Source organism: Olivibacter sp. 47 (assembly GCF_030372825.1).
In the GTDB taxonomy this organism is placed as follows: domain Bacteria; phylum Bacteroidota; class Bacteroidia; order Sphingobacteriales; family Sphingobacteriaceae; genus Olivibacter; species Olivibacter oleidegradans.
Genome location: NZ_JAUCNR010000001.1, coordinates 5,993,255 through 6,014,229, shown reverse-complemented (window position 1 = coordinate 6,014,229; position 20,975 = coordinate 5,993,255). Strand labels below are relative to the sequence as shown.

General features: G+C 42.1%; 23 protein-coding genes. 12 read left to right on the top strand and 11 right to left on the bottom strand.

The features are described from left to right. Positions 1–526 precede the first annotated feature (526 nt). The 6 genes from QT327_RS26010 to QT327_RS25990 all read right to left on the bottom strand — a co-directional run bounded on the left by QT327_RS26010 (position 527) and on the right by QT327_RS25990 (position 4,567). On the bottom strand, positions 527–826 hold the full coding sequence (locus QT327_RS26010) for a hypothetical protein (RefSeq protein WP_289554275.1): 300 nt from the start codon (positions 824–826) through the stop codon (positions 527–529). A gap of 394 nt (positions 827–1,220) precedes the next feature. Then, positions 1,221–2,150, bottom strand: coding sequence for a hypothetical protein (locus QT327_RS26005; protein WP_289554274.1), 930 nt, complete (start codon positions 2,148–2,150; stop codon positions 1,221–1,223). Between the two features lie 284 nt (positions 2,151–2,434). Next, entirely contained in the window at positions 2,435–2,740 is a 306-nt protein-coding gene (locus QT327_RS26000; RefSeq protein ID WP_289554273.1) for an antibiotic biosynthesis monooxygenase family protein, read from the bottom strand. A gap of 2 nt (positions 2,741–2,742) precedes the next feature. After that, entirely contained in the window at positions 2,743–3,324 is a 582-nt protein-coding gene (locus QT327_RS25995) for an ORF6N domain-containing protein (protein WP_289554272.1), read from the bottom strand. Between the two features lie 24 nt (positions 3,325–3,348). Continuing rightward, on the bottom strand, positions 3,349–3,579 hold the full coding sequence (locus QT327_RS28415) for a PLDc N-terminal domain-containing protein (RefSeq protein ID WP_354004801.1): 231 nt from the start codon (positions 3,577–3,579) through the stop codon (positions 3,349–3,351). A 115-nt stretch (positions 3,580–3,694) separates the two neighbouring features. After that, positions 3,695–4,567, bottom strand: coding sequence for a hypothetical protein (locus QT327_RS25990; protein ID WP_289554271.1), 873 nt, complete (start codon positions 4,565–4,567; stop codon positions 3,695–3,697). Between the two features lie 650 nt (positions 4,568–5,217). Here QT327_RS25990 and QT327_RS25985 point away from each other — a divergent pair. Then, on the top strand, positions 5,218–6,216 hold the full coding sequence (locus QT327_RS25985; RefSeq protein WP_289554270.1) for a hypothetical protein: 999 nt from the start codon (positions 5,218–5,220) through the stop codon (positions 6,214–6,216). Next, entirely contained in the window at positions 6,189–7,658 is a 1,470-nt protein-coding gene (locus tag QT327_RS25980) for a TlpA family protein disulfide reductase (RefSeq protein WP_289554269.1), read from the top strand. Before QT327_RS25985 ends, QT327_RS25980 begins: the two co-directional genes overlap by 28 nt. Here the strand turns inward: QT327_RS25980 and QT327_RS25975 are convergent. After that, positions 7,655–7,789: a hypothetical protein gene (locus QT327_RS25975; protein ID WP_289554268.1), complete on the bottom strand. Its 135-nt coding sequence runs from the start codon at positions 7,787–7,789 to the stop codon at positions 7,655–7,657. The genes QT327_RS25980 and QT327_RS25975 overlap by 4 nt on opposite strands. A gap of 45 nt (positions 7,790–7,834) precedes the next feature. Here QT327_RS25975 and QT327_RS25970 point away from each other — a divergent pair, with 45 nt between their 5' ends. The 4 genes from QT327_RS25970 (at position 7,835) to QT327_RS25955 (ending at position 12,968) form a co-directional block, all read left to right on the top strand. After that, positions 7,835–8,185 carry a hypothetical protein gene (locus QT327_RS25970; RefSeq protein WP_289554267.1) on the top strand — a complete coding sequence of 117 codons (351 nt, stop codon included), beginning with the start codon at positions 7,835–7,837 and terminating at the stop codon, positions 8,183–8,185. A gap of 180 nt (positions 8,186–8,365) precedes the next feature. Beyond that, on the top strand, positions 8,366–11,560 hold the full coding sequence (locus QT327_RS25965; protein WP_289554266.1) for a SusC/RagA family TonB-linked outer membrane protein: 3,195 nt from the start codon (positions 8,366–8,368) through the stop codon (positions 11,558–11,560). Positions 11,561–11,571: 11 nt separating this feature from the next. Continuing rightward, positions 11,572–11,760, top strand: coding sequence for a hypothetical protein (locus QT327_RS25960; RefSeq protein ID WP_289554265.1), 189 nt, complete (start codon positions 11,572–11,574; stop codon positions 11,758–11,760). A gap of 26 nt (positions 11,761–11,786) precedes the next feature. Next, positions 11,787–12,968, top strand: a complete 1,182-nt coding sequence (locus QT327_RS25955) for a RagB/SusD family nutrient uptake outer membrane protein (RefSeq protein WP_289554264.1) — start codon at positions 11,787–11,789, stop codon at positions 12,966–12,968. Positions 12,969–13,020: 52 nt separating this feature from the next. Here QT327_RS25955 and QT327_RS25950 read toward each other — a convergent pair whose 3' ends face one another. The 4 genes from QT327_RS25950 to QT327_RS25935 all read right to left on the bottom strand — a co-directional run bounded on the left by QT327_RS25950 (position 13,021) and on the right by QT327_RS25935 (position 15,032). Further along, positions 13,021–13,305 carry a hypothetical protein gene (locus QT327_RS25950; RefSeq protein ID WP_289554263.1) on the bottom strand — a complete coding sequence of 95 codons (285 nt, stop codon included), beginning with the start codon at positions 13,303–13,305 and terminating at the stop codon, positions 13,021–13,023. Between the two features lie 33 nt (positions 13,306–13,338). Further along, positions 13,339–13,818, bottom strand: coding sequence for a MauE/DoxX family redox-associated membrane protein (locus QT327_RS25945; protein ID WP_289554262.1), 480 nt, complete (start codon positions 13,816–13,818; stop codon positions 13,339–13,341). Between the two features lie 147 nt (positions 13,819–13,965). Continuing rightward, positions 13,966–14,553, bottom strand: coding sequence for a cyclic nucleotide-binding domain-containing protein (locus QT327_RS25940; RefSeq protein WP_289554261.1), 588 nt, complete (start codon positions 14,551–14,553; stop codon positions 13,966–13,968). A gap of 89 nt (positions 14,554–14,642) precedes the next feature. Continuing rightward, positions 14,643–15,032, bottom strand: coding sequence for a hypothetical protein (locus QT327_RS25935; RefSeq protein WP_289554260.1), 390 nt, complete (start codon positions 15,030–15,032; stop codon positions 14,643–14,645). A gap of 187 nt (positions 15,033–15,219) precedes the next feature. On the opposite strand from QT327_RS25935, the gene QT327_RS25930 reads away from it, so the two are divergent. From QT327_RS25930 to QT327_RS25905, 6 genes are all read left to right on the top strand, one after another. Next, on the top strand, positions 15,220–16,194 hold the full coding sequence (locus tag QT327_RS25930) for a hypothetical protein (RefSeq protein ID WP_289554259.1): 975 nt from the start codon (positions 15,220–15,222) through the stop codon (positions 16,192–16,194). 166 nt (positions 16,195–16,360) lie between these two features. Continuing rightward, on the top strand, positions 16,361–16,711 hold the full coding sequence (locus tag QT327_RS25925) for a helix-turn-helix transcriptional regulator (protein WP_289554258.1): 351 nt from the start codon (positions 16,361–16,363) through the stop codon (positions 16,709–16,711). Between the two features lie 632 nt (positions 16,712–17,343). Further along, the gene (locus QT327_RS25920) at positions 17,344–17,985 is read left to right on the top strand and encodes a DUF6266 family protein (protein ID WP_130855007.1); all 642 of its coding nucleotides are present in this window, start codon (positions 17,344–17,346) and stop codon (positions 17,983–17,985) included. A 248-nt stretch (positions 17,986–18,233) separates the two neighbouring features. Continuing rightward, entirely contained in the window at positions 18,234–18,569 is a 336-nt protein-coding gene (locus QT327_RS25915; protein WP_289554257.1) for a hypothetical protein, read from the top strand. Positions 18,570–18,732: 163 nt separating this feature from the next. Next, a complete protein-coding gene (locus tag QT327_RS25910) occupies positions 18,733–19,314 on the top strand; it encodes a hypothetical protein (protein ID WP_289554256.1) in 582 nt (193 codons plus the stop codon). 21 nt (positions 19,315–19,335) lie between these two features. After that, positions 19,336–20,763 carry a SusD/RagB family nutrient-binding outer membrane lipoprotein gene (locus QT327_RS25905; RefSeq protein WP_289554255.1) on the top strand — a complete coding sequence of 476 codons (1,428 nt, stop codon included), beginning with the start codon at positions 19,336–19,338 and terminating at the stop codon, positions 20,761–20,763. Positions 20,764–20,975 lie beyond the last annotated feature (212 nt).

Below are 20,975 nucleotides of genomic sequence, written 5' to 3'. Positions count from 1 at the left end.
CTTAAGACTTATGAAGATTTTGAGCTAGATAATGCTTATGCAGAGGCAAAGACACTTTTAAAAAACGCGGAGCGGGAATATCGCAAATATTTTTCGTAAATTAAGACCAGTAGAGATCAAGGAACTATCCTGTATTACAACCTCGTTCCGTTCATACTGGCACCTCTAAACAGGTAATTGGTTCACTATGTCGATGACCCGACGTTGACTGATCTGGCTCGTAACGGTCGTTTCTGGTAACCACTGACATCAGGTGCCGAGTATCAATACGTGTGGTGAGATTTCCCGGTTGGCAAAAAACGGTTTCAGGTGAAAGAGAAATACCAAAATCATTGAGAAAGGCGTTGTTAAAATATCCGCTGCATAAGGATCAGGTCCTTTTTGATAAGGCTTATAGTTATATAAAGAGTATTATTGACTATATGTTTTAAAAACGAGCTGTATGGTTTGCGTTTGAATTTGATTTTTTAATAATCAGTCATCTAATCTCGGGCTGTTGATTCTCTTTCTCCGATTAAGGAATAAATTAGTCTTTGACGACTTCGTCCTTTATTGCTTGCTCAACCAAAGGATTTAATTCATCAATACTCTTTTTACTGATCGGAATTTCGTTTACGAAAGAAGAAGTAAAATAGTCAATAGGATAAATTCGTCTTTGATTCTTCTTTAGAAAAGCCCTCTTTTCTACTGGTATAGAATTCATAAGACTGTCCATATGCTCTTGAAAATAGTCGTCTTTTTCATGATCGGGTAACTCCCATTCCTCATGCAAAATATATGATTTTCCTTCTATGGCTCCCGTTATTACGTTTAGGCAAAATCCCACACACGTCATAAATTGAAAATCCTCAATTTCAGAATAATATCTTCCCTGATCGAAATACGAACCATTATAATTGAAGCCGTATGATGGATTCGCGTCTCGTTTTATCTCCTCACAATGTATATAAAAAGATGGAACCTCATACTCATCAATAAAGTCAAATATTTTATCAATGTACCATTGTCTGGATCCATTTGCTCAAATAAAATCTGCGTACCATTGTAATGAAAAATGGAAAGGTCCCCTTCCAAACAAATTACGATACCTGCATGCGTAGCCCTATTGTTTTTTAAGTCATATTTAATTGCCGCCGCGACGAAGTCGGTTTCAACAGAGTGATTATTCGATTTGTAAATCCTCTCTTTTATTGAATCTATATTAAGAGTCATTTTATTCGTTAGATAAGTTTAGATCCCCGCTTCTTTTCAAGAATTGATTTTATATTCTCTCGGATGTCGGAAATATTTTCCTTTTCGGCAAATGATTTTGTTATGATAAGCAATGTTTTTAGAATACTGTTATCCGTCGACTCATCCGCAAATAACTTCAAGAACGAGCGCATAACTAACAGCTCGTTACTCTTTAGATACATTTTAGCTTCTTCGTTTATACGCCTGAGATAATCTAGATGAGATGATTTGATACTTGCATTAATAAACTTATCAAAATGCTCAAACCTATTTTCATCTTTATAGTGATCACAGAATTTATAAATTACAGGGTAGCCCGGCTTCGTTACTTTCCAAGCAGAAATAAAAACATCCTTGTACAAGAAAGAATTGACTCTAGTAGCGTCGGATTCGCTACAAGATATTTTCAGCCTTTCTTGGTTACTTTTCAAAATGTGAAAATTTGGTTTCATCCCTCCAACTTCTAACAGTTTCCCTTTTAAAAAAACTAATTTTGTAGTTGGGTCTCTTTTAACACTTTTTGTTCTAAACCGTTTAGCCGACCTGAATTTGTTATAAACGTCAATAATGCCTTTCTTCGTCCTTAACGTTGCTTCATAGGTAATTCCGTTAGCATAAAATAAATCCTGAACTTTTCTATATGATTCTACCAACTCTGGATTAAATGAATTATTATTTATAACCTCATCCAGCTCGTCGTAAAGTATTCCGAGATTGTCACTTTCTGTCGCTACAACCGCGGAACCGCGTTCAATTTTTATTTTCAAATTATTATTAGATGTTAGTTCTACAATTGAAGTCATTGCTTCTAAGAGCACAAGTAACGCGCGAGACTCTTTAAGAGTTAAGGCACTTAAGTCTGTAGAGGCTCCATCGCTTCCACTCTTGATTTTAAACTCAAATCTTTCTGTAGACATTTACTCTATGAAAATAAAAATTTCTGCAAAATGCAAAAAAAAGTTCAATTTTTAACAAGTATCTATATATTAGCGTACGACTTTTTACGTGAAAGCAAACCTATCAAACTGCCTAGTAATAGCATAATAGTTAGATATCTTTTTGTAGCCTTCCCCGGAAATGCCACCTGATATCTTCTGCTAAAACAGTACCTAGTTGGTCTACTTCGTTGCTTGCATATATGCGGAAGAACTCATGTATTAATTTTAAATTCGGATGATTTTGGTCCGTATATTTAGATATGCTAATTTTTATTTTTTGAAATTATGCTTGTATAATGCTCTACTATGGGAAAAGGGTCATAATAATGGTGCAACAGTTTTTTCCACTCAAGATACTGTGGCGATTCGCGGAAGCCAATAGTATGGTCTTCTAAAGTTTCCCATTCTACTAATAGAAGATACTTGTCTGGTTGCTCGATGCATTTGGACAGCGAGTGCCTGATGTATCCCTTAATCGAGCTAATATATTGCCCTGCTGTTTGAAAATCTTTTTCAAACTGTTCCTGTAATTCAGGTTTTACATATAATATAGCTGATTCTAGTATCATAATCATTTATTTCCAGTTATCTCATATCCAATTCTTTTCTTATCCGTAGATGGTTTTGTTTCAATTTTTTCTTGAAGGCGATCTATGTAAGAAAATATAAGGTCAATATTTTTATTCTGACTCTCCTGTGTGCGGCTTTGTTTTTCCAACTCATTTTTGATATACTCGATCTCTAGCCGTAGGTCCGTATTGTCAGCTAATGCTTGTCTAAGCTTGGTAAATACCCTTATGATTTGGATATTTACTTGTATAGCCAGTTTACTGTTTAATACGCTTGAGAGCATAGCAACGCCCTGCTCAGTGAAAACATGGGGAAGATATTTACTATGGGCGCCTCTTGTCTTTAAGGTCACAAATTGTGACCTTAAAGATTCATATTCTTTTAGTGATAGTTCAAACATGAAATCCTCAGGAAACCTGTCGATATTACGACGAACCGCCTGATTTAATACCTTTGTCTCCACTCCGTACAATTCCGCCAAATCCCTGTCCAGCATCACTTTTTGATCGCGGATATAATAGATCTGATTCATCACCAGTTCTTCAGGGATGATTAAGCTTTCGTCTGATTTAGTTTTGGTCATTGGTTTAGGTTTAGTTTACAAACTCTATTTCCTCATCACTTTCCGTGGGGCACGGCGATCTTTGTTTAAAAATAAATAAAACACACATCCCACTACCGGAAAGAGTAAGATAGCTAGTAACCAGATTAGGCGCTCCTTACTAGTAAGATTGGGATTCGTAATGCAGTTGTATACAGTGTAGACACATGCAATAACTAAAGGCAACACAAAAAATATTTGCCGAGAACTCAAGTCTATGAAGGTTAGTAGTGCCATGCTTTTTGCTTTATTATTGATTCAATCTCTCGTCCCTATTAATTTATAGCTGATTTCCTCACAGTCCCCATTTTCTTAAACCTCTTTTTTATTTAGCTTACATCCCTCAACTCTATTATTTTTCCCTCTTGTGAGAATTTAAAATAGATTTTCCTCTTAGTTTTATTTCGTCTCCTTTTTTGATTTCATTCGGAAAATCTACAGCCGCTATTGCCTTATAATCGACTATGATTTCTGTAGAGTTCGGCCTATGTGTCATAGATATAATCGTCTGCTGTCTATGAGAAAAATAAGAAATGGCTTCAGTTGCCTGTTTCTTAAATTCATCAATTCCCTCCAATTGCATGGTTGGCTGGTTGTTTGTGATGTTAACAAAAACTATGGTATCCGCCATATTTGTAATCATGTTGAGAACGTCAGATTGATTGTATGCGTCTATATATTGATAGATGTTGTTAACCCGCTCGTTCAAAACCGCAGGGCTCGGTAATGGATTGCATTCGATTTCACCGATTTTTCCGTAAACTGCCTTAAAAACTTCCAGTATATCCAATGCCATTCCTTTAGCAAAGGAAATTATTTCTATAGCGAGCGCTCGTTTATTTTTATTGCCAAAATATTTGCTGATTTTTCCAGGGGCTATTCCAAGTTTTTCTTCAATGTCTCCTTGTTTCTGAGTATATTTTTTAAATAGCTGAGCTTCTGGAGAAAGATCTTTAAATTCAGCTAACAAATCTATTTGTGGAAGATTCGGAAATATTTCGTCAATGGCTTCATAGAAACTTTCTTCCTCTAAGCCAGCCTGATGATTCGCTATGTAAATTATCTTGTAAAACTCGTCAGCATATGGTGAAGCAGTTTCCTCAGTCGAGAGAAGCGAAATCCTCTTGGATTTAATACCTATAACATCCGCTATTTTGGACTGACTGGCTTTGATTTTCTTCAGGTACTTCCCAAAAAGAGTTATTTCTTTCTCGATTTTTTCCATTTTTGGTTAAAATATTTCCATATATGGATTTTTAATCCTATATTTGCGTTAGTTAATTAGAATAGCGACAATAAAAGAAGAGGCTTTTAGGCCACTTCATAACGATGTCACTTACGCACGAAAGCCGTCAAATTTCCACGTAAGTAGACACAGGGTTCGCTTTCCATTGGATTTTGTATCTTCGCATACTATTCAGTGGAGCGAGCTTCCTGTCAGTCTTTGTGGAACTATGACTTCGGTTATAGCGGCTCTTGACGGCGCCACGTGCAAAGCTTGGAGGCTCGCTCTATTGTTTTACCAATAAGCCACTTCTCCAAACTTTCCAAGTACATCGTTTATCATAGCCAAACATTATGAAAACGAAGACCGACAACCAACCAACTAAAAATCCCGCAAGCTATTTTTGCCAAGCACCTCGCGCGCTTGCAAAGTCACTTCAAAATCCTATTATACTTATCATTACGGCGCCTACATAATTGGTAAAAACCTTTTCAATCTTATCTTTTAAACCGTTTTAATCAAATCGGTAAGGGATAAGAATTGTCTTTTAATTTAATTTTTTCATTACCTAAATCTAAAAGAAAATGAGGTTTAGTGACCTTATGGGGCCGTTTTGTCTCAAATTTAAAGTTTATAATCCTATAAGCAAAATGATTTTGCTGATTTTTTTACAGACAGAATCAGCTTTTGACTTTAAGCCATTAGCTAAAGCACTGTTTATAAAGAGAAATAAGAAAAAAAGAAAGAACTTATTAGCCAAAGTCTGTTGGTGCTCGTCAGGACGACTTGCAGAAAAAGCGCCGCGGATTACAGAAAAGCTAGCGCAACTGGTAGGGAAATGGGTGCGACCTGCATGTGCTCAATGGCGAGATGCAACGAAAGGTGTGCCAAATGCAGTCAATAGAGGGCGAAATGCAGGTATGAAGGGGCAAAATACAATTTGGAAGGGGCGAAATGCATTTAACGGTGAGCGAAATGCGAATAAAATATGGCGACCTGCAATTGCTCAATGGCGAGATGCAACGAAAGGTATGCCAAATGCAGTAAAAAGGGGACAAAATGCAGGTACGGAGGGGCAAAATGCAATTTGGCGGGGACGAAATACAATTTTAGATTTTTCGATTTCAACCGCTTGGTTCTGTGCTTTTCAGTATTTGTTGGGACGAACTGCAATATTCATGGACAAACTACCAATTTGTAGTAGTGTTCTGGGACGAACAACCGTTAGCAGGGACAAACGACGTTTTGGGGCTAGCACATCAAATGATAGGCGACTTGCAGAAAAAGAGCCGCAGATTACAAGGAAACTGGCGCAACTGGTAGGGAAAGGGGGGCGACCTGCATTCGACGAAAGGCGAGATGCAGCGAATGCTATGCGAAAAGCAGTCAATAGAGGGCGAAATGCAGGTACGGAGGGGCAAAATACAATTTGGCGGGGACGAAATACAGAAATTAGGGACCAACTACCAATTTACAGTACTGTTCCGGGACGAACGACCGTTAATAGGGACGAATTTTCTTTTTGTACCTTTTTTTTCGTAAAGAGTTCATTTTTAAGGCACTCAAGCTTCTCGCCAATTGGCTCGAGGTCGCGCAAAAAGGTACCCCAAACCGAGGAGCTATGCTCCGAGCTCATGAAGGCCTATTAAAGCAGACACATCTTCATAACCTCCTGGCTGCAACCTGCAAAGCAAGCTTCAATGCCTATAGTAATAAACACGTCATTGAAAAATTTCTGTGTAAGTTACTGCAGCTATTTAGCCTGTGCTATCCTAAATTTTGGAGGCCAGTTATTAGCTGTCGAGCAGATATTCCTTCGAGACCTTTCCGTAGGATCTTTAGGAAAGGCGTCAATTTAAGGTTGGGACGACCTGTAGAAAAAGCGCCGCAGATTACAGGAAAGCTAGCGCAATTGGTAGGGAAATGGGTGCGACCTGCATTCGACGAAAGGCGGGATGCAGCGAATGTTATGCCAAATGCAGTCAACAGAGGGCGAAATGCAGGTACGAAGGGGCAAAATACAATTTGGCAGGGGCGAAATGCATTTAGTGATAAGCGAAATGCAATTGCTCAATGGCGAGATGCAAAGAATGCTATGCCAAAAGCAGTCAACAGAGGGCGAAATGCAGTCAACAGAGGGCGAAATACAGGTACGGAGGGGCGAAATACAATTTGGCGGGGACGAACTGCAGAAATTAGGGACCAACTACCAATTTGTAGTAGTGTTCTGGGACGAACGACCGCCAATAGGGACAAACGACGTTTTGGGGCTAGCACATCAAATGATAGGCGACCTTCAGAAAAACCGTTGCAAAATGTAAGAAAGCCACCCCAACTGGTAAGGAAATGGGTGCAACCTGCATTCGACGAAAGGCGAGATGCAGCGAATGCTATGCCCACTGCGGTCAACAAAGGGCGAAATGTAAAGAAATTTGGGCGAAATGCATCTGCTTTAACGCGAGGTGCTATACCTTCGAGAGATAGGTTTTTTGACTTGTTGTGTAAGCGGGCCTCGCGCACCCTTAAACCCTACACCATATACCTTACAGCCTTAAACGTCTTGTTCTGTGTTTGTTTGGCACACGCCCGGCAGTCCTCCTCCCCGGAGGCTGCCTACGGCGTGGCTTTATCCACAGATTCTATAAAGCCATTGAAAATAGGGGATAGTATTCCGGAAGCGCTGTGGAATTTGCCCTTACAAATGGTAAAAGCAGGGCAGGAGGGAAGTATTACAGTAAAACTGAGCGATTACAAGGGCAAACTCATTATACTGGATTTTTGGGCCACGTGGTGCAGCAATTGCTTAGCAGCCATACCGAAAGTTGAGGATATGCAAGAGCAGTTTCAACAGGTGTTACAGGTTTTGCCTTTAACCTATGAGAATGCTGCCACCGCTTTGCCCACCATGCAACGGAATAAATGGAAACTACCTTCCATCATTAAAGGCGAAATCTTTAAAAAGTATTTTCCGCACCGCTTTATTCCGCACTATGTGTGGATAAAGGATGGGTATGTTTATGCGGTAACGGCAAGTGAAGAGTTAACCGCCAAAATATACAGAAGGCATTACACTCTACTGCACCCGTTTTAAAAGAGAAGCGCGATCTGGCCCGAAACCCGTTCGTACCTATTGATCGCTATGCCGCGGAGCAAGGTGCCAAAATATGGAAGCGTTCTGCTCTTACCGGCTTTATTGAAGGTACGGGTGGTTCCGGCCATCATATAAAAGCGGATACACAGGTGTTTTACCAATTCAACAGACCTATTGTGGATATCTATCGTGCGGCACTGGCCTGTGATTACAATCGGATATTGATAGAAACGATCGATTCGGCAAAGGTGTTAAACCGTGATTTTAAAAAGGAAAATCTATACGCATATCAACTACTGCTGCCCCGGCAGGCGGATGGTCAATCAATTCAACAATATGCGGTGCATGATCTGAATACAGCCTTTGGTCTTCACGGCCATTGGAAATCGATAAAGCGAGCGGTTTGCGCAATAAAGGAAACAGGCAATGGAAAGGGTTTAGCGGAAAATGATGGGATGCCATTAAATAGACTGTTGCGTCAATTGAATTACGCTCCACAATGGTATCCTGAGCTGCCTATATTTTAAGCGAATGCGCACCCGATAAGCGGATTCGCTTGCCGGACCCTGTGTCCGTGTTGAAAAAGGATATACACAAATTGAAAGATGCGCTGGCTGCTAACGGCTTGATATTGGTGTTGCAGCAGCGAGAAATACCGATGTTTATTTTGAGTGATAACCGCAATTAATTTACAAACCTAAACCCCTATGAAGTTCTGGATTTTATTTTTATCAATTTATTTGGCTACTATATACAAGGCTGCTGCACAGCAGGAAATTGTAAGAGGCGTGGTGCTTGACAGTCTGAGCAGTACGGCACTTGAGGGTGTAACGCTCCGTGCCGAACGCAGCAACACTACGGTATTGACGGATAGCTATGGTCGCTTCTCTATAGGTGTTTCACTGCCTGATACCATCCGCGTCAGTTTGGTAGGCTATGCGCCTTTTAAGTTGAGGATCGCCAGCCCGCATGAACTTTTACGCATAAAGCTGCAAGCGCAAACGGCCGTGCTTGACGAGGTGGCGGTGGTGAGCACAGGTTACCAACGCATACCGAAAGAGCGCGCTACCGGTAGTTTTGATCTGATTGATAATGAACTACTGAATAGAAGCGTTTCGCCTGATTTTTTAACGCGGCTGGAAAACCTGAGCCCGGGCCTGCAATTTAACAAGGGCGATGCGGCTGAGACAGATCCTTTCCTGATCCGCGGAAGGAGTACCATCACAGCAGATGCCCAACCTTTGGTTGTACTGAATGATTTCCCTTATGATGGTGACCTGGCTAATATCAATCCCAATGATATCGAAAGTGTGAGTTTATTGAAAGATGCGGCTGCCGCTTCTATTTGGGGAGCAAGGGCGGCCAATGGCGTTATCGTGATTACAACGAAGAAGGGGAAAACGGCTAAGCCGCGCATTGAATTGAATACCAACGTAACGTTACAAGCGAAACCTGATGTCTACAATGTATCTTGGATGAGCAGTGCCGATAGGATCGATTGGGAGCAACGCTTATTTGAACAGGGTTACTATGATGGTGCTAAATTAGGCAATACCTTAGCACGGCGGGTAAATGCCATACCGGAGGCCGTTGAGCTGATGATTGCCAATGAAGCAGATTTAGCAGCTGCTTTAAATAGGCTACGGCAGCAAGACGCCCGTAGGGATATTGAACGATATTTTTATCAAAACAGCATCAATCAACAGTATAACCTGAATATCAGTGGCGCGCAGGATAAATTGACCTATTTTTTCTCGGCAGGTTATGATGCCAACCGTTCAAATCTGGTGGGGCAACATAACGAGCGGGTATCGCTACGTAGCGCCGGCACTTACCGTTTAACCGATAAACTGCAACTGCAAGCAACGATGCAGTACATTCAATCAAAAGAGCAGGTAGGTGATAACCCGGCCATGAACACAAGTATCGGTTATGGCCTGAATGGGTTAAGCCCTTATACCCGTTTGGTAGATGAGCATGGTTTGGCCTTACCTGTTCATAGTTATTACCGTAAGGGCTTTATTGATACAGCGGGTGCCGGGAATTTCCTCGACTGGAATTTTAGGCCATACGATGAGATCGGTCTACAACGTACGACGAATAATATCCGGGATATTTTGGTAAATGGTACGGCACGTTATGAAATTTTAAAGGGTTTACAGGCCGAGATACTTTATCAGTACCAATACCAACAGCAAAAAGATCAAACGGCTACGGACGAGCAGTCTTTTACTGCACGGAATCGTATTAATCGATTTACACAGATCAATCCTGTTACGGGTAGCATCACCTATCCAGTTCCATTGGGCGGTATGCTCCAGACAGCAGACAATGCAACCCGAAGTCACCAAGGGCGTGCGCAGCTTAACTTTACCAAATCCTGGCACGATAGGCACCATGTGGATGCGATTGCCGGAGTGGAAATTAGAAGCAAGCAGACGGACGGAATGAGCTATTTTTATTATGGATACCGCCCACAGTACAATGCTTTTAATGTAAATGTTGATTTTGTGAATACCTATCCGCTAACGGTGTCGACGGGTAATTCGCGTATCCCCTCCGGTACCAATGGCCTAACCGGATTGACGGATAATTTCTTTTCTTTATATGCCAATGGGGCCTATACGTATGATAGCAAATATACCTTCTCTGCCAGTATGCGAAAGGATGAGGCAAATCTTTTTGGGGTATCCAGCAACATGCGTGGCACACCGCTTTGGTCGCTCGGTGCGAAATGGCAGGTCGATCGGGAGGCTTGGTACACGTGGGATTGGCTGCCGGCACTTAACCCCCGTGTAACCTATGGGGTGAATGGTAATATTTCAAGAGCTGCATCCGCCTTAACTACAGCCTATCTCTATTCCGGTGGTACCACGCATCGCTACCCGACAGCTACCGTAGTGAGGCCGCCGAATGACCGGTTGCGCTGGGAACGGGTTAAGATGCTGAACCTGGGTTTGGATTTTAGTTTGAAAGGGAATGTTTTATCAGGTAGTATAGAATATTATGATAAAACAGCGACCGACCTGTTGGCTCAAACGCCTACAGACCCCACCTTGGGTTTCTCGTCAGTTTTTGCCAATGTGGCCAGTATGAAAGGTAGGGGTTGGGATATACAGCTGAACAGTTTGAACTTGGATAGGTCGCTGCGCTGGCAAACTAGTTTGATTTACAGTTATGCGGTTAATAAAGTAACGGAATATCTGATGCCTGTAAGCAATGTCGGGCGGAGCTATCTGACTGCTTTAACAGCAGTACAACCCATCGTCGGGATGCCGCTTTATACAGCTTATAGCTTTCCCTGGGCAGGTCTTGACCCGCAAACAGGTGCACCGCGCAGTTACCTCAATGGGGAGTTGAGCATGGACTATAATGCTATCTATAACAACACGACCCTGGATGAACTGAAATACCACGGCCCGGTACAACCCGTGCATTATGGTGCGCTTCGGAACACGTTTTCTTTTAGGCAATTTACCCTCTCTTTTAATATCAGTTACAAGTTTGGTTATTACTTCCGGGTGCCTACGGTAATCAATAATGCTATTGTAGGAGGTTGGGACGGGCATGGTGACTATGCTTTGCGCTGGCAGCAACCGGGCGATGAAAGGTTTACGCACGTGCCCGCAATGATTTATCCGGTAAATGTCAATCGAGACAATGTGTATCGATATGCTTCGGTACATATACTTAAAGGGGACCATATCCGGCTAGAAGATGTAAACCTCTCCTATACCTTCCGGCGAACTAAGAAATTGCCCTTTCAGTCCATGCGGGTTTTTGTATATGCTGCCAATTTGCCGATGTTGTGGGCGGCCAACAATCGCCATATTGATCCTTATTTCAACAACGTGCCCAGAACGGCTGGCAGCTTTGCTTTGGGGATGAACTTAACCTTGTAAAATCTAGACAGATGAGTAATTTATATATAATCGCTTGCCTCTTGCTTTTAATGGGATGCAGTAAATCTGAATTTTTGAGCGAGAACCCTAATCGATCGCAGATTGTGCCGACAACTTTGGACGATTTTCAGGCCATATTGGATCGGGATATCGAAATGAATGGCGTGGGCAGTACCGCCCGCGCCCGGTACCGGGCATAGGCGAGGCAGCGTCGGACAGTTATTATGTGACGGATGCAGATTTTAGTGGAACACTGCAGCCTCAGATTCAGAATTATTACTTATGGGCAGCAAAGCCTTATGTTGGCGACGCCGTGTACGACTGGGATTATCCGTATCTGGTGATTTTTTCTGCCAATGTCGTGCTGAATGGATTGGAAGATATATCATTTACTTCGGTAGACAAGCGGCAATACAATACGGTGAAGGGACAGGCGCTATTTCATCGAGCGCATGCCTATTTTCAGTTGGCACAGATCTTTGCCCCTCCGTATCACAAAGGGAATGTAACAGGTAAATGGGGGCTTCCATTGCGGTTAGAGGCAGATCTAAACGAGCCGATTAAAAGAGCTACATTGCAAGAGACATACAATCTTATCCTTAGTGATTTATCAACGGCGAAAGACCTGTTAACCGATGACGTTCAAGTGAAGACACGGCCTTCTAAACCGGCAACTTTTGCTTTACTTGCCAGGACGTATTTGATTATGCAGGAATATGAATCGGCCTATGCCTATGCGGATAGTTGTTTGCAGCTTATGGGTAATTTGCTTAACTATAACGAAGTCAATTCCGAACTTCCTTATCCATTTGTGGGTGGCAGTCAGGAACACAGTGAAGTGATATTTTCGTGTAACATGATCAGCCGCCCGTTGATGTCCTATCCTTTCCGCCCAACTTTTGCCCGTGTAGACAGTGTTTTATATGCTTCCTATGATGAGTATGATTTACGAAAAAAGGTGTTTTTTAATCAGGAACAAAATGGGATGAGCTTCAAAGGTAGCTATGATGGCAGAGAATATAATTTTGCAGGTTTAGCAAATGACGAAGTCTACCTAATCCGAGCCGAAGCAGCCGCAAGATTGGGTAACACCGGACAGGCTTTGAGCGATCTGAACCGGTTGAAGGTGGCCCGATGGGACAAAAATGTGGCTTTTCAACCTTATACAGCAAGTACACCGGAAGAAACACTGGCACAGGTACTGGAAGAACGTAAAAAAGAATTGCTGTTCCGTGGTTTACGCTGGTCGGATTTGAGGCGCTTAAATCTGGAAGGTAGAGCGATAAGCATTGAACGTGTTGTTGGGGGCGAAACCTATAGGCTATTGCCTAACGATCCGCGATATACGTATCCGATACCCAATGAAGTGATTGCCTTCCATCCGGATATGCCGCAGAATGAACGATAAAAAAGCGGCCGCTCTTGCCTGGCAAGACGGCCGCCGACAGGTACGGAGCACACTAAGGATTGGCCTTGTAAACGACATCCTGGGCCTCGCTTGCAGATGAATCATCCAGCTCAGCTGGATTCTGCGGCTCGGTAAAACCAAGTGCACAGATTGTTGGGCCGGTTGGGTTACAATCTTCATGCTCGTTCTGCATGTCTTCAGAATAGTTACCGGCATTATCACGGATATACCAGTTCAATTCTTGAGATTGTTCAGCCGCCCGTGGTTCTTCTGCTGTAAACGACATCAGCGTTACGGCGAAGGCAAGTGCACCTGCTCCTAAGAAGTAATTCTTCATAATTTAAGAATTAAGTGGGGGGTGAATGATGAATTAACAACCTATGCCGGCCCCTTCACCCTTCCGGTCGGCATAGATTATATCGTTGGTATTTTGTTTATGGACACAGTATGTTGAAAAGCCGATAGCAGCGATAAGCAAAAAGGCGATATTGAAATATAACTGTCCTTCCCAGCTGATATCTTTGACAACAGATATACAAGCGCAGGGCCGGTCATTAAATAGCCCCAGCAGTACAGCACTCACATAAGTTGTAAAAAGAAACATCAAAAGGCCGGCGCCGAGTAAACCAAAGAATCTCTTTTCCGGAAATACCAGAAGGATAATGGTAATAATAAGCACCGATGGTACTATATAGCTCAGTACGCTAGACAATGCCGGGCTAAAAACTTGCCGTTGCATTTTTGACTGAAACTGCTCGAAATGACGTAACTGATCATAAAGGAAACAGGCAAACATTACAATCAATAAAAAGCTTGCAACGTTTATGATGACCATCTTGTACTTTTTCATTTTTTATTTCTCCTTTCTTTTTAACCGGCGGGCTGCCGATGAGCCCTACATTATCTTTTTGATCGGCAGCCGGCCGGTAATGGAACTAATGCTAATTTCAGGATATTGGGAATGAAAAAGTCTCCGGAGCTATTGGAGAAAATGATATTATTTGTGTCGGAGCGACTCAAAAAGATAGCTTTTTTTTGCTTCGTAAAGTGAACTCTCGCTGATTTGCAAAAATCGGGCTTGCTGTCTATTGTTAGTGTGTTTTATTACGTCTGGTAATTGTTCTGCCATATAACGGTATTTGTCAACGATTCGCCTTTGCTGAAAAACCTGTAGATGCTTGCGTAGATTATTGATTTGATGTTGTTTCAGTATGTGAAATAATTCTGACACAGCCGGAAAGCGTTGTTGTGCTTCCAAGGCAAAGTTGTTTCGCAACATAAATAGGGTGGTGGGTTTTAGCAGCTCGATGTAAATATCGCCTCCTTTTTTAGTAAAGGGATGTTCTGTGCCGGTAAAATGGGCGTTAGGAGTGATCAGATAACGAATAATTCCATGTCGATTGACCGTATCGTAAACATTGGCGGCCAAACCATCAAGAACAAAACACCAATAGGGTTTTGGATCATCCGGATAGCTGAAAACTTTTGGCCTGTAACGATTAATCCGCGCGTGATTGAATATATATTCGCGTGCGTCGGGAGGAATGTCCATATAATGCGACCAAAAAGTAAAAAATCTCTCCATATCGTTTTCTAAGGTTAATCGGCAATCCGCCACTACCGCTGGGGTCCAAAACAGCGGTAGACGGCGGGAGCCTTGGTTATGCCTACATCTTAATCACGATCATAACGGATATTAATGATTAGGCTGGAAATGCTGCGTAAACCATCATCAAGATTGAAGGCGCTTTGCCGCACGTAATTGGTTTCAATTACTTTGCCTTCTCCTCCGTCATCATCTGCCGGTTCCTGCTTCTGCAACATGATGGGGCTTTGGTTCTCTATAGCTTTGCTCACTTCTTGACCTAACAGGTAGAGGTAGTCTGTATTGAGTTGGTGAAGATAGGAGGCTTGCCGATCGGTAAAATCAAAATGTAAAAATAGCCAAGTGCGGAAGTCGGATTGTATGCTATACAACTCCTCTTGATAGTCAGCAATGGGTAGTTGGTAAATGTCGGCTAAGAGGAGTTGTACTCCTTCATTGTTGAAAGTTTTTCTTGTCATTGTAAAAAGATTTTGTGTTAATAAATGGGTTGGCCAACCTTTGCCGGTAAAGTTAGGTGTAAAATGATTATTTTTTCTGTAACTCGCGAGTTACAGGATTTCGGCCTTTATAGTGCTTTCTTGGCTGTTTTATTATTTATTCTTATGTTTATAATTTCACTTTTTAAAAACCGAAATTTAGCCTTACATGAACACGAACAAGCAACTGGCGGTGTTTTTATGGAAAGGAAAGAAAGCTGTTACCTATTTGCCTTGGTTATGTTTACCGCCCATAGCCTTATTAGCTGCGCTGTTTTTTACCTACATGCAACAGTCCCGTTCGCCTTGGGAAGCTTTACAGAATGAACGCTTTTTGATAGCGGCTGCCTGGAGTTTTTTGCCGGCACTGATAATCGCTTTTTATATACAAGGCCTGAGTTATGTGCTGGATCTAAAATTCCATCGGAGAGGTTATCAGTCGGCACGTATCAAGAAGCAATTCTGCTACGGTGTATTGATACCCTGTTTATTTTTAGCAACTTATTACAGTATTTATTATGCTGCCTACGGTAAAAACATCTTCAAACGGAAATATTTTCAGATTGAATTTCCCATGGCGACGTCGGTTATTACCGGGCTTAACATGGGTTACATGCTTTGGTACTTGTATAGGATAGAAAGGCGAAGATCGGCTAGGCGGAACCGATTAGCGCTACTCGATGCGAACCGGGCCAAAAGGCAGGGCTATCACAACGAGATCAACGTAAACAATGGCAGAAGGAAAACGGTGGTTGTTACCAAAGACATTATCTGTATTATACGGTGGGATAAGGTAGGGGTCATTTTGCTAAAAACGGGAAAGGTTGTTCAGATAGATAACACCTTGAACGAAATGTTAGCGATGTTGGATCTCCGCTTTTTTGCCAAAAGTAATCGCTGGTGCATTATTAACCTGCGACAAGTGGCGCTTACAGTTTATGAAAACGAGAACTTTAGCGAGATACGGTATAAACCGACAGCGTTAAAGGTATTGCAATATCTCGAATCTGATGTGGATAAGACGCTGGAAAAGGAAGGGAGAAGTGAGTTTTTGACGATGGATAAGTATAGGCTGAACCGAAATTTTCGGAAATCTTTCGAAGCAAAGTTGTATGCCTTGCGCAAAACGCCGATGTCATCCTAGCTCATTTTGTTCACTTTTTTGATTTGACTGCGTTTTAATTTTATAATTATTAAATTGGTCGCCATTATTAACCTACCGGTAATACGGGAGTATTCAATTGAGTTTAATGATTTTGCTGCTTGGATACTGGGTCCAAACCAATAACACCGGCCTAAACAGCTAAAACATGACACAGTTCGATCGTATCATTCAATTGCTAGAGTTAATTCGCCAATCTATTAATGTGCTTGCCGAGCGACAGGCTTTACAAACCTTAGTTGAAATCGCTGATGAACAGTTGCGGATTATGCAACACTTGAAGGAGCAGAGCATGAGTTATGGCTCTAAGCATAATACTGACTCCACGCTCATGACGAAACAGGAGGTACTTGCTTATCTTAATATCAGTGATAGTACCTATAAAAGGCGCGTGAGGGAAGGCTTGTTAAAACCTATGCGTTTGGGTGGTGGGGATGTGTTCTATAAAGAGGATTTACAACAAGCACTCTGGGAGAGTAAAAGAAAGGGCAAGATTTAATCTTGTCCTTTCTTTTAAACGTGGCTGTTCCTATAATTGGCAGAAACTGCCATCAATATAATTTAGCGTTGCTTAAGGAGTTGCCACATAAGCAACGGGGCCGTTCCCGGTAAAGATCAAGTTTTTTAGATGTGTGACCTTTACTTACAGGTACTGACCGAAATCTGTTGGCATATAAGCCAAATAAGCGCACCGTTGTTGTCTTTATTTTCCATCGTACCTGCAAAGGTAATAACCCACTTCTTCCATTTGGCCATGCTAGTGTCGTTTTTCGTCCTTTTTTTCTTTGATGACTTTAGTATTGCCTTAGTTTTTGATTACCCTTCGTTTACCTTTTGTTTACCTTATAGTTACCCAAACTATACCCTTCCTTTACCTTGCGCTTACCCTTTGCTTACCCGGGAGGTAGCGTGGGGGGCTGCTTAAGGATAAGAGATGGTAACTTATCACTTTAACCGGCATAAAAGAACAATAGATCTGGGTCAAATAGGGTCAATGGAAATCAATGAGGGGCAAGATGGTTCAAAAATCGTTGCATTGCTCAGTGCGCTTTTATGTTTGAACCGTGGATGAAAAAATACCGGTATTGAAGCTCATCCTTAACAGAATGTTTCATTTTAATTTTTTCAATCATGGGAAGATATGTTAAAGGCGCCAATGGCGCATTCTCCGGAAAGGTAGGAAGTGTGGTAGGAAGCAGCTGGCGGAGTATCAATTACTTGCGTAGTTTGCCTAAGATCACTAAAAAGGGTGCTTCCGAAGCGCAAATTGCGCATCGCACGAAGTTTGCTATCAGCTCGCAATATTTGCGTCCTTTAAAGGACATCTTGAATATTGGTTTCAGCGATCAGCAACAGGCGAAAAGTTCGGGCTATAACATGGCGGTACGTGCTTTTTTCAACAACGCTATTATAGGGGAGTATCCTGATTTTGAAGTCGATTTTTCAAAGATGGAATTGAGCCGCGGTTCCATCAATCCGCTTCCAGGGTTAGGTTATGTAGAGGCTAATCCGGGTGAACTTTCCTTCACGTGGCAAACGGATACGAATAAGTATAATGCCTTTGCTGATGATGCGGTTTTGCTGGTGATTTACAATCAATCAAAACGGATGTACATGATCTATGATGAAGCATCCAGAGCGGATGGCACCTTCAGTGTAGCGATTTCCATCAACTATTCAGGTGATGTGCTGCACGCTTGGGGCTTCGCCTTGCATCGCGATGGTAAGCTGGCTTCGACTAGTCAATACCTCGGAACGCTAACCGTTTCCTAGGGTGAAAATCGGGTAGGGCGGCTATTGCCGCCTTGCTTTTAATTAACGAATTAAGTTGATTAAGATAAAAGGATGACGTCAGCTTAACTGTCGAAGGTAAAGACAATCATATGCATTATCATGTCAGCCTCCAAAGTTTTCAGGTAGCTACCAGCTAAATGTAAATGCAGAAACGTTGTAGAAAAATTTTGCAGCTTGCGAGTTTTGCTTCTTTTTGCAGAAGAAGAAGATAAATAAAAAAGAATATCATGGAAAATTTTATCATCATTTATAGAAAATATCTTTTAACAACTCTTTTAATAGCCAGTATCTTGGCTTATATCGCTTATCAACCGCTCATCCGGTTAGTGGATGTTACGGCAGCGCCTATTGATTACGGGGTGTTGAGTGCGATTTTAGTAGCTGCGGTAGCTGTATTAAGTTTTGTGCAGCTCTGTTTATGGGTGCTTCACAGGCATTGGCCGTTCTTAGGGGAATATGCCGCCGAGCATTTTGAACGCAACTTTAAATCGTTGCTCTCTTGGCAGAAGGTTGGTGTTTACTTGGGTTTCTTTTTTGGCTTTGCTGTATGCTTTTGTAATTAGCATTGGGAACGTGCTGTAAAGTGAGTGTTGAATGAGGAGTGATGAGTGTTGAGATCACCCTTTAAGAGGGGTTGATTATCTATATCTCGATGGACATCATGGTGACCCGGACTATCGCATAGTTGGCGAAGATGGTTACTATCTTACTTCCGGTCCGGATCGAGTGCTAGGCAATATTAATCCCGACTGGTTGGGCGGTATTCAAAACAACTTTAAGTATAAGGATTTTTCATTGTCCTTCTTAATCGATATTAAAAAAGGCGGTAGTTTATTCTCATTGGATCAATATTACGGAATGTCGACCGGGATCTATCCCGAAACGGCTGGATTGAACGATTTAGGCAATCCAAAGCGTTTACCAATCAGTCAAGGAGGTGGCGTTGTGTTGCCAGGGGTTAATCCCGACGGCTCTCCCAACGCAACCCGCGTAGAAGCCTATGACAATTCTGTAACACCTTATGGTTATGCCAATAATCCGCAAGCGGGATTTATTTACGACGCGGGATATATTAAACTTAGAGAAGTTTCGCTTACCTATAGCTTACCTAATAGGTGGCTGGCCAATACCAATTTCTTCAAAGGGATTGACTTTTCTTTAGTGGGCAGAAACCTTTGGTTAATTCATAGTAATGTACCTTATGCAGATCCCGAAGGGGGCTTAAGCTCCGGTAACTTACAGGGTATTCAAAGTGGGGTGTACCCTGCTGTTCGGAATTTTGGATTTAATGTTCGAATGAGGTTCTAATAATATTAAGATCGTATACAGATGAAAAGAATATTCTTATATATTGCGCCCCTAGTTTTGTTAGCTTCGTGCGCAAAAAACCTGGACGACTATAATGTCGATCAGAAAAATCCTGCAGAAGTTTCGCAGGCGCCACTCTTCAGTAATGCACTGAAAGAACTTACGGATGATGTAACTTCTCCGAGCGTTAATATCAATGTGTTTCGGTTTTGGATTCAGCAATGGACTGCCACGACATACCAAGACGAGCCTCGATATAACTTTGTTACCCGAAATATTCCTGAAAATTTTTGGGAGCCGCTTTATCAAGAAGTTTTACATGATCTAAAGCAAGCAAAGACTTATGCAACCGAGGATACGGAAATTGAAGACGTTCAACGGAATAATCAAATAGCTGCTATTGAAATTACTTCTGTTTATGCCTGGACGGTGCTCGTCAATACATGGGGAGATGTACCTTATACAGAGGCTCTTTCCGATATCGGCCAACCAAAATACGATGATGCAGCCACGATTTACGGCGATTTACTGAATAGATTGGATGCGGCGATAGCCATGATAGACCCGAGTGGAGAAGGTTTTGGCAGTGCAGATTTATTGTATGGTGGTGACATGGCCGCTTGGCTGAAGTTTGCGCATAGCTTAAAACTAAAAATGGCCATAACTCTTGCTGATGTGGACGAGCTCAGGGCACGTGAAATCATCACAGCTTCAGCAGCAGCTGCTTTTACGAGCAATGCAGACAATGCCGCCTTTGCCTATGTTTCGGCCTCGCCTAATAATAATCCGGTTTCCAATAATTTGAATTCTCAGTTTACTTCGCGGCAAGATTACGTAGCTGGAGGACCGTTTGTTAATGTATTGAATAGCTTGGAAGATCCAAGGCGCCCGTTCTTCTTTACTACCGTTAATGGTGAATATGTTGGTGGAGGAATTGGGTCCAGTAATCAATATTCAACGAACTCCAAGCCAAGTGATAAAGTAATTGCCCCTGATTTCGAAGCGCTGCTACTCGATTATTCAGAAGTAGAGTTCATTTTAGCGGAAGCTGCTGCCCGATGGGGCATCGGAGGCACACCAAGCGAGCATTATAACAAAGCGATTGAAGCATCTATCACCTATTGGGGTGGAGACGACCGCGATGTAGCGAACTATTTAGCGCAGCCAGCGGTTGCTTATGCTAGCGCTTCGGGTGATTGGAAAGAAAAGATTGGCGTTCAAAAGTGGTTAGCTTTATATAACCGAGGTTATGATGCCTGGGTAGAATGGAAAAGGCTTGATTACCCTCAGCTGGAGCCTGCGTTCCGGGCGGTGGACCCAGGCATTATACCTAACCGACTCACTTATCCGGTGAGCGAACGTACACTGAATGGTACCAACGTAGACGCTGCGGCCTCAAAATTAGGAGGAGATGATGTGGTTCATAAAGTTTTCTGGGATGTGAATTAAGCGTCAATTAGCTGTTGTAAATTTGAAATGCCTTCCGCAAGGGAGGCATTTTTTGCTATGACGTTTTCTGTCGAAGATTCAATAAATCAAGCGATAAAGAGAAATTGCCAAAATGTTACAATTGAGACTTCTAATATTGTTCTAATGTTTCTGAGCCACATTTTTTGTAACATTTTTTTATTTTTTTTGAAAATTTTAAAATAGAAGGAATA